The organism is Candidatus Poseidoniia archaeon (assembly GCA_030748895.1).
In the GTDB taxonomy this organism is placed as follows: Archaea; Thermoplasmatota; Poseidoniia; order MGIII; family CG-Epi1; genus UBA8886.
The window spans coordinates 36,896-54,146 of record JASMLC010000004.1 but is presented as its reverse complement, the minus strand read 5'-3'; the positions used below and the strand labels follow the sequence as shown (position 1 = coordinate 54,146).

At 63.7% G+C, this 17,251-nt stretch carries 15 protein-coding genes; 5 read left to right on the top strand and 10 right to left on the bottom strand.

The window, feature by feature from the left end; all coding sequences use genetic code 11:
- Positions 1 to 27: 27 nt before the first annotated feature.
- Positions 28 to 297: a hypothetical protein gene (locus QGG57_02555; GenBank protein MDP7007058.1), complete on the top strand. Its 270-nt coding sequence runs from the start codon at positions 28 to 30 to the stop codon at positions 295 to 297.
- Here QGG57_02555 and coaBC read toward each other — a convergent pair.
- Genes coaBC through QGG57_02510 form a run of 9 tightly spaced genes read right to left on the bottom strand, consistent with a single transcriptional unit; the run spans position 294 to position 9,195 of the window.
- A complete protein-coding gene (gene coaBC, locus QGG57_02550; protein MDP7007057.1) occupies positions 294 to 1,457 on the bottom strand; it encodes a bifunctional phosphopantothenoylcysteine decarboxylase/phosphopantothenate--cysteine ligase CoaBC in 1,164 nt (387 codons plus the stop codon). The genes QGG57_02555 and coaBC overlap by 4 nt on opposite strands.
- The gene (locus QGG57_02545; GenBank protein ID MDP7007056.1) at positions 1,454 to 2,341 is read right to left on the bottom strand and encodes a helix-turn-helix domain-containing protein; all 888 of its coding nucleotides are present in this window, start codon (positions 2,339 to 2,341) and stop codon (positions 1,454 to 1,456) included. Before QGG57_02545 ends, coaBC begins: the two co-directional genes overlap by 4 nt.
- A complete protein-coding gene (locus QGG57_02540) occupies positions 2,342 to 3,967 on the bottom strand; it encodes a tetratricopeptide repeat protein (protein ID MDP7007055.1) in 1,626 nt (541 codons plus the stop codon).
- A gap of 31 nt (positions 3,968 to 3,998) precedes the next feature.
- On the bottom strand, positions 3,999 to 5,213 hold the full coding sequence (locus tag QGG57_02535; protein MDP7007054.1) for an ATP-grasp domain-containing protein: 1,215 nt from the start codon (positions 5,211 to 5,213) through the stop codon (positions 3,999 to 4,001).
- Positions 5,213 to 6,808 carry a PKD domain-containing protein gene (locus QGG57_02530; GenBank protein ID MDP7007053.1) on the bottom strand — a complete coding sequence of 532 codons (1,596 nt, stop codon included), beginning with the start codon at positions 6,806 to 6,808 and terminating at the stop codon, positions 5,213 to 5,215. The genes QGG57_02535 and QGG57_02530 overlap by 1 nt, the downstream gene beginning before the upstream one ends.
- A 47-nt stretch (positions 6,809 to 6,855) precedes the next feature.
- Positions 6,856 to 7,272 carry a translation initiation factor IF-2 subunit beta gene (locus QGG57_02525; protein MDP7007052.1) on the bottom strand — a complete coding sequence of 139 codons (417 nt, stop codon included), beginning with the start codon at positions 7,270 to 7,272 and terminating at the stop codon, positions 6,856 to 6,858.
- A 31-nt stretch (positions 7,273 to 7,303) separates the two neighbouring features.
- Complete coding sequence (locus tag QGG57_02520) at positions 7,304 to 8,299, bottom strand: glycosyltransferase (protein ID MDP7007051.1); 996 nt, start codon at positions 8,297 to 8,299, stop codon at positions 7,304 to 7,306.
- Positions 8,300 to 8,317: 18 nt separating this feature from the next.
- Entirely contained in the window at positions 8,318 to 8,590 is a 273-nt protein-coding gene (locus QGG57_02515; protein ID MDP7007050.1) for a hypothetical protein, read from the bottom strand.
- Positions 8,587 to 9,195: a 7-cyano-7-deazaguanine synthase gene (locus QGG57_02510; GenBank protein ID MDP7007049.1), complete on the bottom strand. Its 609-nt coding sequence runs from the start codon at positions 9,193 to 9,195 to the stop codon at positions 8,587 to 8,589. Before QGG57_02510 ends, QGG57_02515 begins: the two co-directional genes overlap by 4 nt.
- Before the next feature lie 48 nt (positions 9,196 to 9,243).
- Here QGG57_02510 and QGG57_02505 point away from each other — a divergent pair, with 48 nt between their 5' ends.
- Positions 9,244 to 12,159, top strand: a complete 2,916-nt coding sequence (locus QGG57_02505; protein ID MDP7007048.1) for a PEP/pyruvate-binding domain-containing protein — start codon at positions 9,244 to 9,246, stop codon at positions 12,157 to 12,159.
- Positions 12,160 to 12,207: 48 nt separating this feature from the next.
- Positions 12,208 to 14,448, top strand: a complete 2,241-nt coding sequence (locus tag QGG57_02500) for a PKD domain-containing protein (GenBank protein ID MDP7007047.1) — start codon at positions 12,208 to 12,210, stop codon at positions 14,446 to 14,448.
- Positions 14,449 to 14,569: 121 nt separating this feature from the next.
- Here the strand turns inward: QGG57_02500 and QGG57_02495 are convergent, their stop codons facing one another.
- The gene (locus tag QGG57_02495; GenBank protein MDP7007046.1) at positions 14,570 to 15,625 is read right to left on the bottom strand and encodes a PKD domain-containing protein; all 1,056 of its coding nucleotides are present in this window, start codon (positions 15,623 to 15,625) and stop codon (positions 14,570 to 14,572) included.
- A gap of 118 nt (positions 15,626 to 15,743) precedes the next feature.
- Here QGG57_02495 and QGG57_02490 point away from each other — a divergent pair, with 118 nt between their 5' ends.
- Positions 15,744 to 15,890, top strand: a complete 147-nt coding sequence (locus tag QGG57_02490; protein MDP7007045.1) for a hypothetical protein — start codon at positions 15,744 to 15,746, stop codon at positions 15,888 to 15,890.
- Between the two features lie 49 nt (positions 15,891 to 15,939).
- A complete protein-coding gene (locus tag QGG57_02485) occupies positions 15,940 to 17,247 on the top strand; it encodes an acyltransferase family protein (protein ID MDP7007044.1) in 1,308 nt (435 codons plus the stop codon).
- Positions 17,248 to 17,251: the final 4 nt, after the last annotated feature.

The window sequence follows — 17,251 nt, the reverse complement described above, 5'->3', positions numbered from 1 at the left end:
TCGAGAGAACCGCGCGTGGCCTGATTCATGAAACCTGACGAAAAGAAAAGACTGGACTCGGTAATCGAAATGCTGAGGGAAATTTACTACCCGGGTCACCACACCACCGCGCAGCGCGTCATCGAGCGCCACCTCATCCGCGAGTTCGGCTATCGTCCCCGCGAGGCGACCTATTTTGGCTCGAAGGTCATCGAATCACTGGTCGAGATGGAGCTGATTTCGCAAGCGCCTGAGGACACGACGCGCAACACCCTCTGGCGAGTTAACCTGCGCCAACTCAAACGGCTCGAAAACTAGCTCGCTACGCGGTCCAGAATGGCGTTCGCGAGCGCCTGCTTGCTGCCGCTCGCCTGCTCGGTGCCATCACGCGAAACCAGCACGACCCGCGCCGCCTCAGCCTCCATCGCCTCGGCGCTGTTCGCCACGACGAGGTCGGCATACTCCAGCGGCGCCCCGGCTTTCTTTATTAACTCGTCGTCGGAAGTCTCGGACGCCAGCTTGAACGCCACCAGCTTGCCGGCGTGCGCGCTGCGCAGCAGCGGTAGCAGTTTCGGCACCGGCTCCAGTTCGAGCTTCAGCCGCCGCCCGGAGGCAATCTTGCCCGGCGTGCGCGGCGGCCGGAAATCGGCCAGCGCGGCCGGGAGCAGGACCGTGTCCCACTCGCCCAGCGTCTCCACTTTCGCGACCAGTTCTGCAAGCGTCGTGAAGCGCTCGAGCGGAATCCAGTTTCCCGGGGTAACGGTCGCCGACCCGAGCCACAGTTCGGCCTCGGCGCCGCGCGCGAACGCCTCCTCGACCAGCGCGACCGCCATACGGCCGCTGGAGCGGTTGCCCAGCACACGCACGTCATCGAGCGGCTCGGCGGTGCCGCCGCCAATTACCAGCACTCGCTGCCCCGCGAGGTCGCGCTGCCCCGCCAGGCGGCAGGCCCACGCCGCGATGATTTCACGCGACGGCAGCTTCGCCTTGCCCTCCTCGAGCAGCGGGTCGAGCACGGTCGCGATTTTCCTTGCCGAACGCAGGTTCTCGCGTACGACCGGCGACTGCGCCATCTTCCCGTCCATCGCCGGCGCAATCAGTAGCGGGACGCCCGCACCAAGCAGCGTCAGTGCGAAGAGCGTGGGCGGGGTATCTCCGATGCCGTGGACCACCTTCGCCAGCGACGAGGCGGTGCAGGGCGCCAGCACGAGCAGGTCGGCGTCCGCGGTCACGTGCTCGACCTGGCCAGTTATTTCAGTAACCGGCGGGCGGCCGCACGCGAATTCCAGCGCTTTGCGGCCGATGATTTCGAGTGCCGCCGGTGAGGCGACGATTTGCACCTCGGCGCCGTGCCGCAGCAGTTCGCGCGCCAGCCCCACGCTCTCGACCGCCGCGACCGAGCCGGTGACGGCGAGCCAGACGGTGCGGCCGGCGAGGGCGGGGCTGCGCTGCGCGACGTTGCGCGCGGGGTGCTTCATGCCAGTTCCCCCACGACGCGCCTATAAGAATCTAGCACCAGCTCGACGCGCGTCTCGATTGCCTGCCAGGCCGTGGCGAGCGAGCCGCCTCGCAGGTAGAAGGCGCTCGCGGGGGGCCCGCCGTCAGCGGCGCGGCAGCGTGCAAGCATGCCGAGCGAGAGCAGCTTGTTGATGTGGCGGTAGGCGGTCGGCCGCGTGGTTTCGGCCCACGCCGCGACTTCCTCCGCGGTCCAGGCGCGGTCGGCGCGCTGCAGGAAGCAGCCGTCGAGAATGCGGAACGGCATCGAGTTGGCAATCGGGTAGTGGTGCGCCGAGAAGTAGCTGACCCCTTCGCCCAGCCGCGCCAGCAGCTCCGCCGGCGCATCGCCTGACGGGGAAACCTCGCGCAGCTCGATGTCGAAGTGGTCTTCCTTCTCGAGCGCCAGCATCCCCTCCGGGAGGCTCGCGCCCGTCGCACTGTATTCACCGGCGAGCGATTGCGCCGCATCGTGATAACCAGCGAGGCAGGCGCGCGCGTGGAGTTCGACGCCTTCCCACGCCTGCGGTAGCGAGTGGTGCCAGAGCCGCACCCGCTTCGGGTCGTCCGCCTTGCCCGGAAAGTCTTCGGTCAGCAGCCCCAGCTCGCGCAGCCATTGCAGGTGGCGGTAGACTGCTTGCACTGGCACCTCGAGGGTAGTCGCCAGTTCGCCGGTGGTCCAGCCTCGCCCGGGGTGTGGCAGCAGGCAGCGGGTGAAGAGCCGCCGACCCACGAGTGCGCGCTGCCGTTCGGCGAACCGCGGGCTGTCGCTGCCGAGGAATCCGATGGCCCCGAGGAACTGGCTCGCGAGCGCGTCACGCTCGCTGCCGGGTGCGGGTGCCAGGCTGCGCAAGCGCAACCGGAACACTCAGCTCCACCCCTCGCCGCCCAGCTTCTCGAGGATGAGCGCCTTGAACTGGCGCGCCTTCCGGTGGCCCGGGTCGAGCGCCAGTAGCTTGTGCAGGTCGGCCATCGCGTCGGCCAGCTGCCCCGACTGGTAGTGCTGGTCTGCGCGTTCCCACAGCGCCTTTGCATCGTCGGGGTCCGCCTCGAGGATGCGCGTCAGCGCCATCAGCACCAGCTCAGGGGATTGCTGGAGTCGGTAAACCTCGACCAGCTTCCACCAGCCCTCTCTCAGGTCGGGCTGGTGCTGGACCGCGCGCGAGTAGCCTTTCTCACAGGCGCGTTCGAAATCCTTCAGGCTGAGATAAATGTCACCGCGCGCCATGTAGGGGTCGGGATTCTCGGGTTCGAGGGCAATCGCCTGCTCCAAGGCCTTGAGCGCGTCGCGCACCTTCCCCATCCCGGCCAGCACACGCCCCAGCCCGAGATAGGCGGCCGCCGGCTCGCATCCCAGCTCAAGGCTGGTCAGCAGCGCTTCCTCCGCCTCCGGCAGCTCGGCCAGCCGCTCGCGGGCGAGGCCGAGCGCCAGCCACGCCTCGGGAAAGGTGTACTCCAGCTCGGTCGCCTGTGCAAAGCAACGGGCGGCGCCGGGCCACTGCCCCAGCCGCTGGTAGAGTGTGCCTTTCTCGAACCAGAGTCGCTCGTCTTGCGGCGCAATCTCGAGCGCCATCGAGAAGTAGGTAATCGCACGGTCATACTGCCGGTGCCCCAGTAGCGCCCGTGCTTTCGACGCCCAGAGCCGCTCGTCCTCGAGCAGCATTCCGTCCTGCTGCGCGCGGCGCATGACGCGGTTGGCGCCCTCGAGTGCCGCCGAAGGGTGGCCGCCTGCCAGCGCGCTCTCGACCTCGTCCAGCATCGCCCGTCGCGCCTCGCGGTCGCTGCGGCGCAGCAGGAAGAGCATTCCGCTGCCGGACATTGTCAGGCCGCCGCCGAGCAGTCCGCCCGCCGCCACTTCGGGCGAGGCCAGCCAGCCGAGACAGCCGAGGCCGGCGAGGTAGCAGCCCAGCACGAAGCCAGCTAGCTGGTAGCGCCGGTGGTGGAGGCCCGCCATTCCCAAGCCTAGCAGCAGCAGCGGCAGCAGCATCCAGACCGCTTCCGGGCGCAGCACTGCCAGCGGCAGGATAGCGCCGCCGCCGAGCGCCATCGAGATTCCGAGGCTGAGCTGGCTCTGCGGCAGCAGCCCCAGCCCGCGCAGTAGCAGGATGACGCCGACAGCGCCCACGGCGGTCGCTACAGCGACCGCCCACGCCAGCGCGAGCCAGATGCTGATGCTGGCTGCCACGACGCCGCCCAGCGACAGGATGATGCCTGCCGTGAGTGTGTCGCCCGGCCGGCGCCGGCCGGTGTGCAGATTGAGCATCAGCACCAGCCCCAGTCCGCCCCAGATGAACAGCAGCGCGCCCAGTGCGACTCCCGCCAGCTGCAACTGCGCCAGCCCGGTGACGCGCCAGACCGCCAGGTCAGCCCACGCCAGCGCCAGCAGCGCCAGTGCGGAGAGCACCGTGTCGCGGCTGCGTCCGCGCAGGAAATCCTGCATCCACGGCACGACGCGCCCCGTTTTCGCTGCGGCCTCGTTTTCGCTTGCGGTCATGTAAAGCCTTACTGCTGATATATTACAATTATTAAGACTGCGCGTCGACCCGGATGTCGAGTTTCGCGGCTGCCGCAGCAAGCGCTGCAACCACTTCCGCGGCGGTTTCCCCGACGGCGAAGATGAATCCGAGATAGGCACCCCCTTCGGGCGGCGGCAGCAATTCCTGCCCGCGGTGCGCGGTGATGCGAATCCCGGTCACGCCCGTGACCGCCTCCGCTGCGCCCTGCCCCCGGATGGTGCGCAGCGTACCGGCGCGCGGCGGGTAGAGCATCCGCACCCCCACCGCGCTGCCGTCGCGCTCGAGCGACGGCAGCGCGTGGCCGAGCGCATGGCGCAGCAACATCTCCTCGAGCGAAATGCCGCCAAAACGCAGCGCGCTGGCGCAGAGTCCGCCAATCGAGCGGCCGGCGATGTCAATCACCCACGCCTCCCCGTCGTGGAGCCGCAGCTCGGCGTGGATGGCCCCCTCGCGCAGCCCGAGCGCCGCCGCAGCGCGAGCGGTCGTCGCGGCGACCAGCTCGCGCTGCGGCGCATCGAGGCCGGCCGGCGCAACGTACGTTTCCTCGGGGAAGAAGGGTCCTTCGCCGAAACCGGGCTTGGCGAAGACCTCGAGCACCTCGACGCGACCGTCGCGCGCCAGCGCCTCGACCGCCACCTCCGGGCCGGGGATGAATTCCTCGAGCAGCAGCCCCTCACCGGCGGCCTGTGCCACCATCGGCTGCGCCAGTAGCGCGCGCAATCGTGCCAGCGCGTCGCGCAGCCCCCCAGCATCGTCGGCGCGCATGACTCCCTGCGACGCCGAGAGCTGGCGCGGCTTGACGACGCAGGGAAACGGCACCTCCTCCGGCACCTCCCCGTCGGTGACCAGCCAGCAGCGCGGCTGCGGCAGCCCTGCTGCGGCGAGCATTTCGCGGCAGCGCAGCTTGTCGCGCGCTACCGCGACCGCCGCCGGAGGGTGGTGGCGCAGCCCCAGCGCTGCGGCAATTGCGGCCGCCGCCTCGGTCGCGCCGTCATCGACTGCGAGCACGGCGTCGAGCGGATGCTCGCGCGCGAACTCCCCGGCAGCGGCCGCCGCCGCCCGCGGGTCACCGAACGACAGCGTCAGCAGCGCCTCGGGCAGCAGCCCCGTCAGCGTCTGCTGCTCCTCACAGCCGATGGTTACGTCAATGCCCAGCGCGCGCGCCGCGTCGGTGAACGGGCCGGCGCGGTAAGTGGTGCTCGGGACCAGCAGTAAAAGCCGCATCAGCTGTAGCGGACCCAGCCCTGGAAGTCCCAGCTGGCGCCGGTGGGGGTGATGCCCCCGTTGTCGACCTGGATGATGATGGTGTAGTCACCGGTGCTGTTGCCGAATACCGCGACCGGGTGATTCTCACTGTCGCCTCCGCCAAGGGCGCCACTCTCGGCCCAGAGCTCAGCTCCGCCGGCGTCAAGCACTTTCAGCTCGTAGCTCATGCTGCCGGTGTTGCAGCTCACGGTCAGGTTGAGGTAGATGCCGTCGAGGAACACCTCGACCGGGAAATCATACTGGTCGTCGCTGTTGCTGATGATGATGGCCTGTCCACCCGAGTAGTCGATCTGGAAGTCCTCCGGGATAACTCGCAGCACCAACACCAGTTCGGCCGACTCACCGACGTCATCGGTGACGGTCAGGGTGACGTTGAACCATCCGCCCGCACTCCAGCTATGTGTGGCGGTGTCGTTCTCGCCAACCTCGCTGTTGCCGTCACCGAAGTCCCAGCTGTAGTTTGTGATAGCCCCGTTAGGCGAGCTGCTGGCGGAGGCGTCGAGCGTCAGGTTGGTCCCGGCGCGCACCTCGCTGACTGCGTCGCCGCTGAGCAGGAAGCTGAAGAGCGCGTCGGGGCCGAGCGTCTCGATTTCGATATCGAGCGACGCGCTCCCCTGCTGCCCGCGCCCGTCCTCGACGGTCAGGTTGACGGTGTAGCTGCCGGGCGCGTCCCAGGCGTGTTTCGGCGACCGCAGTGTCGAGGTTTCGCCGTCGCTGAAGCTCCAGCTGTAGTCGAGCACGTCGCCTTCGGGGTCGTACGAGTCGTCGCCGTCGAAACTGATTTCCTCGCCGACGAAGGCGGTCGTCGCGTCGGCGCTGGCGACCGCCACCGGCGGCAGGTTGGTGATGCTGAAGCTGGCCATGGCGGTCGAGACTTCGCCGTCCGGGTCTTCGACCGTCAGTTGCACTTCGTATTCGCCCTCCTCCAAGTCGCGGTCGAAGCTGGACTGTTGCGAGGCTGTGTATTTCGAGCCGCCCTGCTCGCCCAGCTCCCAGAGGTAGCGCAGGCTGTCGCCGTCAGGGTCGCTGCTGGTGCGACCGTCAAATTGCACCGGCTCGCCCTCCGAGTAGGAGCCGCCGGCGACCGGGAGCCGGATGACTGCCGTGGGCGGGCGGTTGCCCGGCTCGACTGTAATCAGCTTCACATCGCTGGCGCTGGCGCCATGCGGGTCGGTCACGGTGAGCGTCAGCACAAGGTCGGGGCCAGTCTGCGAGACGGTGACCATGTCGCTCGCCAGGCGGCTCAGCTCGATGACTTCGCCCAGTCCCGCCAGCGTCCAGACGTAGCCCAGCTGGGAGTCCTCGTCGTCGGGGTCCTCGCCGTAGCCCACCAGCTGGAACGGCTGGTCAACCTCGACCACCGCCCCCTGCTGGGGCATGGTGATGTAGGCGGTCGGCGGCTGGTTTGGCCCGTCGTCGCCACTGTCGAGCAGGTCGAGGCAGCCAGCCAGCGGCAACAGCAGTGCCGCTACAACCGCTAGCCGAGCGGAGCGAGGCCAGACAGGTTGAGCCGCGAGGGGTGAACCGGGCAGCAACAGCGCAATGCTTCGCATCGGCCCGCCGAAGTGGCGCGGTATTTATGCGGTACGCTGCGGCCGCCTCAGGCGGAGCCGGCGCGGATGGGGCGGTGCGCGCCGCAGCCTTCGCACTGCAGCACCGGCGTGCGCCCCTGTCGCTGGAAGTTGGTGTCGGGGCGGTGGCACTCCTCGCAAAGCACGAACGCCCTGAGGTAGGCGTCGACGCGGTCGGCGACCTTCTTCTCAGGGACGCGCCCCTGCAGCACCAGCCGGCGGCCTTCGGTGTTGCCCGCCGTCCCAAGCTCCTGCACCAGGTATTTCGAGAAATGGTCTGGCTCGCGCCGCAGCGCGTCGGCCATGTCGCTGAAGTTGCGCAGGATGGTGCGCTTGCCTTCGTAGAGCACTTCCGGCTCGGGCGGGACGAAGCGCGCGTCGTCAGTCATGACGTCCTCGAGCCCTTCGCGGGCGCGGGTCAGCAGCTTGTCGTAGTCCAGCTCCACGCTCCGGCGCAGGCCGCCCGCCTCAAAAGGACTACGGCCGCCGCAGCAGGCCGACGAGCAGTCCCAGCGAGTAGCCGAAGTGCTGGATGAACAGCACCATGGGAGCGTAGAGCGCCTGCTTGGACGAGCGCGTCTGCGCGCCAACCAGCAGCCCCGCCAGCCCCAGCACGCCGAAGTAGGCCGCGTTGAGCGCCACCGGCAGCAGCCACGGCACCGCCGCCAGCTGCTGCCACGCCAGCCCGTAGAGCGTCATCAGCACGACGAACGCCCCAATGAAGGCGTAGTGGCGCGGGTCGAAGCTGCCGGGGTGCATGCGGGTCACCTGCGCGCGGGTGACGCCGTAGTTGAACATCTGCCGCAGGAACGCCAGCGGCCGGCTGCGTCGGTGGTGCCATACCACTACGTCGGGCGCGTAGAGGATGCGGTGGCCCGCTTGTTGCAGCCGGATGTCGAACTCGACGTCCTCGCCCGGCCAGAGCGTCGGGTGGAAGCCGACGCTCGCGACCGCCTCGCGCCGCAGGATATAGTTGCAGGTGGGGTTGTGGTCCACCTCGCGCGGCTCGTCGTGGCCGGCCGTATAGCGAAAGCGAAACAGGAACTTCGAGCCGAAAATCCTGCCGACCGCCTTCGCGAACGGCAGCCCCTCGCGCGGGGTGAAGTTCGGCCCGCCGACGCCGGCGTAGTCGGGATTGCGCGCGAGGTGCCGCACGGCAGCACGCAGCCAGTCCTCGCGCAGGATGGTGTCGTCGTCGGTGAAGGCGATGAACTCGCCCTGCGCAGCGGCAACACCGCGGTTGCGCTTTTCGCCCGCGGCGACCTCCGCGTGGATAACTTGCAGTGCAATCCCACCCGCCTGTGCCAGCTCCCGCGCCCGCTGCAGGAGTGGCGTCTCGGCATCGCCCAGCAGGATGAGTTCGAAGCGGTCGCGCGGGTATTCAAGCTGCGCGACCGACTCCACCATCCCGCGAATATAGCCCACGCGGCCGGTGGTCGGCACGACAATCGAGACAAAAGGTTCAGCCGCCATTTTTTCGACGACCGGTACTTAAGCGGCTCCGTTGAGCAGCAGCCCCACTTCGGCCGCCAGCTTCTCCGCCAGTTTTTCGTCACTGGTGCGCAGCAGCATGCGGCCGGAGGGATAGAGGTTGACCATGCATTCGCGCTCGACAATTACCATCACGCCGGCGTCGACCACCTCGCGGAACTTGCGCTGGCGCAGCCATTCGAGCGCTCGCTGCAAATCCAGCTTCGCCACCTTGCGGGGCTTCAGCTCGAACGCCGCCGAGTTGTCGCAGGGGCGCAGCAGATAGAAGCTCATATCACCTGCACCAGCCCGCCGACGCTGTCGCCGACCATATCTCCTAGCGGCAGTTCGGTCTCCCAGCGCTCGACCTGCGGCAGCGACGCCGCCGTGGCCGGCTTCTCGGGGACGATGGTGCAGCAGAGTCCGGGGAGAGTCGAGATGTCGAACGTTCCCGCTTCACGCGCGCCCCTCTCAATTTCGACCTTGTCGTGGCCAATCAGCGGTCGCAGGATGGGAACGTCGCAGACCTCGTCGATGACCGCCAGGTTGGGGAGCGTTTGCGACGCGACCTGCCCGAGCGACTCGCCGTTGATAATCGCGTCGGCGCCGACTTGCTTCGCCAGTTCGGCGGCGGTGCGGTACATCATGCGCCGGCAGAGCAGGCATTGCAGGTGGCGGTCGGCGTTGCGCGCTATCCTGACCTGGCTGCCGCCGTGCGGCGCTATCCAGAGCGGGATGCCGAGGTGCTTCGCCAGCGCCTCTGTCTTTTCGATTTCGCGGTCGTCGGTGAAGGGGCGATTATCCATGTGCAGGCCCACCAGTTCCCAGCCCTGCTGCTGGAGCATGTGCGCCGCCGTTGGAGAGTCGATGCCCCCGCTGAGCATGATGATGGCCTTCACGTTGCGCGCTACCATGCGTGGTTAAAATAGGTTCCTTTTTGCCGGGTAATGGCAACGTGGGGCTCGCAGCACCGACGGTTCGAGAACCTGATGCGCTACCGCATCCGCGACATCCTGCTGGTCTCGAGCCCGTACGACTACTTTACGCTCGAGGAGGATGGCCGGCTCAACGAGCTGCTGCTGGTCGATTACCAGCAGCTCAATTTGTCGTACGCGCCGCGCATCACCCACGCCGCGACCGGCGAGCGGGCGCTCGACTTGCTGAAGGAACGGCCGTTCGACCTCGTAATCACGATGGCACGTGTCGGTGAGATGGCGGTGCACGTTTTCGGCCGCCGCACTAAGGAAATCCAGCCCGGAATCCCCGTCGTGCTGCTGGCGTACAACACGCGCGAGCTGGCGCTGTTCCACGAGGGCGACGCGATTGACCGCATCTTTGTCTGGTCGGGCGACGCGCGGGTGCTGCTGGCGATTATCAAGCTGGTGGAGGACTTGCGTAATGTCGACCACGATACCCGCTCCGGCGAGGTGCAGGTGCTGATTCTGGTCGAGGACTCGCCCCGCTTCTATTCGCTCTTCCTGCCGCAGCTCTATGCCGAGCTGATGAAGCAGACCGGGAGCCTGATGGCGGGCGGGCTTTCGCTGCACCACAAGCTGCTGCGGATGCGCGCCCGCGCCAAGATTTTGCTCGCGACCGACATGGAGCAGGCGCAGGAGCTGCACAGCCGTTACGCGCCGTTTCTGCTCGGTGTCATCAGCGACGCCGGCTTTCCCAGCGAGGGAAGTCACGACCCGCAGGCGGGAAAGAAGTTCGTCGCGCAGGTGCAGCGCGAAAGCCCGGACGCGGCGGTGATGCTGCAATCGTCGCTGCCGGAGAACCGCAAGGTGGCTGCGAAGCTGGGGGTCGAGTTCATCGACAAGGCGGACCAGTCGCTGCTGAAGGGCTTGCGCAGCTTCATGCGCCAGAGCCTCGGCTTCGGCGATTTCGTCTTCCGGCTGCCCGACGGGAAGGAGGTGGGGCGCGCGCAGGACATCACGGAGATGCGCAAGCTGCTGCCCGATGTGCCGGGCGAGTCATTGCGCCACCACGCCGCGCGTCACGGTTTTTCCAAGTGGTTCCGCGCCCGCACCGAGTTCGACCTCGCCGCCAGCCTGCGGCCGCACGTCGTCACCGAGTTCACCGACAACGAGCAGCTGCGGCAGTTCCTGCTCGACGCCTTGCGGGCGTTCGAGAAGCAGCGGAGGCAGGCCGAGGTGGCTGACTACTCGTCGCAGGCGCTGGAGGCGGGCAGCAACTTCGTGCGGCTCGGCGGCGGGTCGCTGGGCGGCAAGGGGCGCTCGCTGGCCTATTTCCACGCGCTGCTGCCACGACTCGACTTGGCGGAGTTTGGCGACATCGAAGTCTCCATCCCGCGCACGGCGGTGGTCGGCACGAAGGTTTTCGACGAGTTCCTCGAGTCGAACGAGCTGGGCGAGCTGGCGTACTCCGATACCTCGGAGCTGGACGACGATGCCCTGGCAGAGGCGTTCCTCGAGGCGCGCTTTCCGGAGTCAATCTATGACGACCTGAAGACCTTTGTGGGGCAGGTGGAATATCCGCTGGCGGTGCGCTCGTCGAGCCTGCTGGAGGACTCGCAGCACCAGCCGTTTGCGGGGGTCTACGAGACCTACATGCTCTCCAACAACCACCCTGACCAGAAGCAGCGGCTGCAGCACCTCTGCGACGCCATCAAGCTGGTCTACGCCTCCACCTTCTACCGCGCCTCCAAGGCGTACATCGCCGCGACGCCCAACCGCATCGAGGAGGAGAAGATGGCGGTCGTCATCCAGGAAGTGGTGGGACTACCGCACGGCGACGCCTACTATCCGACCTTCGCTGGCGTGGCGCGGTCGCGCAACTTCTATCCGCTCGGTGACGCCGCACCGGAGGACGGCGTCGTGGCGGTCGCGCTCGGCCTCGGCAAGGCGGTGGTCGAGGGTGAGAAGATGTTCCGTTTCTCGCCGGCGCACCCGCGGCAGCAGTTCCAGTTCGCGTCGACCGAGGACTACCTGCGGTCGTCGCAACGGCAGTTCTGGGCGCTCGACCTCTCGAAACAGCAGGAGCGGCCGACGCGCGCCGCCGAAGCGAGCCTGGTGCAGCTGGACCTGTCGCGCGCCGAAATGGACCGGCAGCTGCACCCCATCGGGTCGGTCTATTCGGCCGAGAACCACGCCATCTACGACGGGCTGGCGCGCGCTGGCGTGCGGCTGGTGACCTTCGCCGGCGTCACCAAGCAGGCGCAGTTTCCGCTCTCCGGGCTGACGCAGCTATTCCTCGAGCAGGCCGAGCAGGGAATGGGCGGCCCGGTCGAAATCGAGTTCGCCGCCATCATCGCCCCCGGCGTCCGCCGCTACGCGTTCCTGCAGGCGCGGCCGCTGGTGTGGGAGCCGCTCGATGTCGAGGTCGACCTCGAAAGCGTCGAGGGCGCGCTCTGCACCCCGTCGCAGGCGCTCGGCAACGGCGTCATCGAGGAGCTGCGCGACATAGTCTACATCCACCCCGACCGGCTCGACCGTGCCGAGACTCGCGCCGCTGCGAAAGCCGTCGAGAAGCTGAACCGCAAGCTGGCGCGCGCGGGGCGCCCCTACCTGCTCATCGGCCCCGGCCGCTGGGGCTCGTCCGACCCGTGGCTCGGCATCCCGGTCAACTGGGCGCAAATCTCGGGCGCCCGCACCATCATCGAGTGCCAGCTGGCAGACCTGCCGGTCGAGCCGAGCCAGGGCACGCACTTCTTCCAGAACATCGTCTCGTTCAGCGTCGGGTACCTGACCGCCCCGCGCGGCGGTATCGACTGGAAGTGGCTCGAGGCGCAGAAGCCCGCAGCGAAGGACGGCGCGGTGCGCCACCTGAAGCTTAAGCAGCCGCTACAGGTGCTGCTCGATGGCAGGGCAGGCCGCGGCGCGGTGCTGCCGGGGCGGGATTGAGCCTATTCTTCCCAGCAAGGCCTAAACCCACCCGGCGCTGTAACGCCGATGCACCCACGGCCGTCCCTGCTGCTGCTTGCCGGCTTCGCGCTGACTCTGATGGCGACGGGGGCGGCTGAAGCTAATGACCCTGAGTGGAGCTATACCACTGGGGATAGGGTGTGGTCCGTTGCCGTCTCGGGAGATGGGGAATACATCGTCGCAGGTTCCGATGATGACAGCGTATACTTCTTTGACAGGGGCAGCGACACATACCTCTGGAATTACTCTACGGAGGGTGATGTGCGCTCAGTCGCCATATCTTCTGATGGCGAATACATCGCCGCTGGATCAGTCGACACTCAGGTATACCTGTTCACCAAAGACAGTGAGTTGCCGCTCCAGATTTACAGTGCTGGGGATAGAGCTGTCGTATCAGTCTCCATTTCAGCGGATGGTGAGTATATCGCTGCTGGCTCCGTTGATGAGAGAGTTTACCTCTTTGACAAGGACAGCAGCACTCCGCTCTGGAGCTATTATGCCGGGAATTGGGTGTGGTCAGTCTCTATTTCAGCGGATGGTGAGTACATCGCTGCCGGTTCGCATCGTGATGTTTATCTATTCGACAAGGACAGCAGCACTCCGATATGGAGCTACAATACCGGCAGCGAAGTGAATTCAATTGCCATTTCGGCGGACAGTGAGTACATCGTTGCCGGTTCCGCTGATGACAAGGTCCACCTATTTGCCAGGAACAGCAGCACGCCGCTCTGGAGCTACGATACCGGAGAAGATGTCTCCTCGGTTTCCATTTCGGCGGATGGTGAGTACATCGTTGCCGGTGGTTTTGACGGAAAGATACGTCTCTTTGACAAGGATAGCAGTGCTCCGCTCTGGAGATATTCTATTGGAGACAGCGTGCGCTCGGTTGCAATCTCGGCTGACGGTGGACACCTTGCCGGTGGCTCAATCGATGAAAAGGTATATCTATTCGACAGCAACAGCAGTACTCCACTCTGGAGTTACACTGCCGGTAATGATGTGTTTTCAGTCGCTATTTCGGCGGATGGTGAGTACCTCGCCGCCGGTTCCCGTGATGAGAATGTTTATTTCTTCGACAAGAACATACCGCCAACAGCCACAATAGAATTCATTCTACCTTCACCAGCAGACAAGTTGGTCCAGGTCAACTTCAGTGGCTCTGGTACAGACAGCGACGGGAATGTCATAGCCTACCAATGGTCTTCATCAGTCGATGGCGAGCTCAGCAATTCTTCGAATTTCAATACCAGCAGTCTTAGTGCAGGCAATCACACAATTTCATTCAGGGTACAAGATAACAGTGGTACCTGGTCGAATTGGGACATGTTTTCTTTAGTAGTTATAAACGCGCCACCATCAGCGTCGATTGATTCCATTAATCCATCGCCTGCCAGGTTTGATGAGGAGGTTTCTTTCAGTGGCTCCAGTACAGATAGCGACGGTAGCGTTGTAACCTATCATTGGGTGTCAAATATCGATGGTAATTTGAGTACGGACGGGGCCTTCAGCGTCACCAATCTTACCACCGGGACCCACCAGATATCCTTCCGGGCACAGGATAGCGACGGGGCGTGGTCATCCTGGCACACGGCGGAGCTGAATATCTACCCCAACGCACCTCCATTCGATACAATCGATTCCATCGAACCTTCACAGGCTGAAGCAGGAACGACCGTGTTTTTCGACGGCACCGGCTCGGACAGCGATGGCACCGTCGTGGCTTACTTGTGGGCATCCTCGATTGACGGTGAATTAAGTACGGAAGAGGACTTCAACAGCAACGACCTGTCATTTGGGAATCATACCATTACCTTCCGGGTGCAGGACAATGACGGGGATTGGAGTGACGCCGATTCAGAATCGCTGTTCGTCTTTGCTTATCCGGAAGCGATAGCTGGAGATGACTTTACAGGTGAACCGGGCGATACTTTTCAGTTTGATGGACAGGGAACTGATGATGACGGCTCGATTGCAAAATATGAGTGGGCTTTCGAGGGGGACGGCATTTACAGGTGGTCGTCTACAAACAGCGGAAACACTACTTACGTTTACAATGGCGAAGGTACCTACACGGTGACGCTACGCGTGACCGATGATGACGGTTTCACAGCCACCGATTCTCGCGTGATAACCGTCAGCAAGGCTGGTGGTGGCGGTGGAGACGACGGCGATGGCGGTGGAGACGACGGCGGTGGAGGCATCTCCGCGCCGTCGCTGGCCGCATCAGCCGCCGCCGTGGCCGTCATCGCGCTGCGCCGGCGGCGCTGAAGGCACTATATCGTCCGTCGCAGTGCCTGCAGGAATTCCAAGGGAGAGGGGTGTTTTCGTGGGTTCCGTGCCAGAATCTCGCAAATCCCGTAACAGGGTAAAATAAATAACAGAATTTCTGTTACTCTTCCCAGTAGATAACATCCATCCAGAGGGTGTATTCCGGGTCCGCACCCCATGAGCGCTGGTGGACCACTTCGACGGTCCACTCGCCGAGTTCGCCTTCTTCGTCGAACCACTGGTTCTGGGTCGAGTTGTGGTATTCGAGCAGGATTGTGTTGACCTGCTCCGCCTGCGACGTATCGTGCGTTTCGTTGCGCGCGACCTCCTCACCGGTCAGGTTGTAGAGGTAGAGGTCGAGGTCCGCGCTGTGCGAGCCGCCCGCGTCGTACTCCAGCCGCAGCTGGATGTAGCGCAGGTTGCCGCCGGCGTAGAGCCCGAGGTCGTTGACCGGCAGGTCGTGCTCGTGGGTGCCGGAGCCGATGACGCGCGTGTCGGTGTTGTTGAAGTTGATGTAGAGCCGCACCGGCTCATTCGCCTCGTCGGTCTCGCCGAGTGAGTCGGTGATGCGCAGCGCGATGACGAAGACGCCCGACTCGAACTCGCGGGTCGCCTCGTCGCTGTCGCCCTCTTCGTCAGCCTCGAAGCCGACGCTCGAGTCGTACGAGAAATCCCATTCGTATTTCGTGATGCCGCCTTCGGCGGTCGAGTCGGCAGCGCTGAAGTCCACCTCGACCGGCTGCCCGGGGCGGTAGGTCGCCTCGGTCTCGTCGTCGGTGGTGATGATGGCACGCAGCGAGGTCGATTCGCCCTTGATGGTGACGGTGACCGTCGCGGTGTCCTCGGCGCCGTCAATGTCGCGCACGGTGAGCGTCGCGGTGTAGCCGCCCTCGTCGGGGTAAACGTGTGAGGCGCGGCCGTCATTGTTGACGTCGCCGATAATCATCTCGTCGTTCTGGTCGTTGCGGTCGAAGTCCCAGAAGTATTCCAGGTATGCCCCGTCGGGGTCGCGCGAGCCGGCGCCGGTGAACCAGATTTCGGCCCCCGGCTCGAAGGTGCGGCCGCCGCCTTCGGTATCGGCTTTCGCCTTCGGCGGCTGGTTCGCCTCACCATCGTCCGGGTGGAGGCAGCCTGACGCCAGCAGCAGCAGCCCGATGAGCAGCGCGTAGTGTCGCATCGCGCCGCAGGGGGCTGGTGCCGGTATAATTACTTTGCGCAGGCGGAGGCGGGCGTAATCGCGCCTTCAAAAACTTTTTTTGAATTTGCATTATATAGGCCGCCGCCTCCGGCGAGGTATGGATTCCGGAAGTGGCGGGAAGTCACAGGCAGAGGAGGAGGAATATAGGAAATGGAAGGCGGGCGACGGACATTCTGCGCACCCGCACGACTACCTCGCGGAAGATTCCGGGCGCTACAGCCTTCGCTTCGCCTTCGGGTGGTGACATTATCGAGCCGGCAACAGTGGCAGCTCCCGATGATGAAGCGCAGCCCGTGAAGCGGGAGCGGCGCTACGACGTCGACTGGCTGCGCGTCATCCTTTTCGGATTACTCCTGCCCTTCCATGTAGCGATTGGGGTGTATGTCGATGCATATGATTTTGTTTTACCGGATTATGAGGAGGATGAGGACAAAAGTCGCGACAGTTTAGATCAGGAAGCTGGAGAGGATGCAGCAAATGTCTATACGTCTCTGGGAACGGGAGTCTTGGGATGGATGCACGAATGGCGTATTGCGGCCCTCTTCATGATTAGTGGAATGGGCACTGCGTTTGCCTTCAAACGGAGAACATGGAAGATATTTTTGAAGGAGAGGACCAAACGTTTGCTGATACCTATGATTGCCGGAATTTGGACCATTACTCCGATAACATGGATGATTATCTTACGCTACTTCCCAGGCAGTATCCTGGAAGGTATGGCCGCATTCCTTGGTTTTGGAATTGTCATGACTTTCATGATGATAATTCCATTGCTTTGCAGACTCCTGGCTCTTGGACATTTGTGGTTTATATGGAGTCTTTTGCAATATTCCATAATTCTAATTCCAATATTCTCGATTGTCAGAAACAATCCGGATGGGCGAATCTCCCGGGTAATTAAGGGGGTTTTCAAGATGCCATTCAGAATGGGGCCCCTGTTGATTTTGCCATTGATTCTCACGATCTCCGATTTGCTTTTCAAACCCTTGATGGGAGAAGCTATTGGTTTTGGCTATGAATGGCCCTGGTATCTATTGACGTTCCTGTTCGGTTACATGTTCATAATTGCCAAAGATCAATACTTTGAATTCATAGATAATTCGAGAATACAAATAACCATTGCAACCGTAATATTCACTATAGCTTTCTTCTGGATTAGGGCGGAGGAAGTAAAAACCGGAATCCCGTACATAGGTGGCGGCTGGATTGAAAACAATGAGTTCTATCACACCAATATGACAATTATTTCCTGCTTCGTGACCAGTTTTCACGCCTGGTTTTGGTGTCTAGCTATATTTTCCTGGGGTGCCTTTTTGCTTAACCGCCCGAGTTCGCATCTTGCTTACTTGAATCGAGGCGTCTATCCATTCTACATAATCCACCAGCCTTTGGTTTACATCGGCCTATTCTTCTTGTTGAGGGAGGGTTATTCTGATCTGACGGTATTCCTTCTGACCACGGCTCTGGTCGTGTTAGGATGCTGGATTTTCTTCGAGGCAATGAAACGTAATTGGGTCACACGAATGATGTATGGAATCAAAGAACGCCCAAAGAAAAGTGAGCAAGTTCAAGACGATACGGAAAAACCTCCTGTCGTCTGACGAT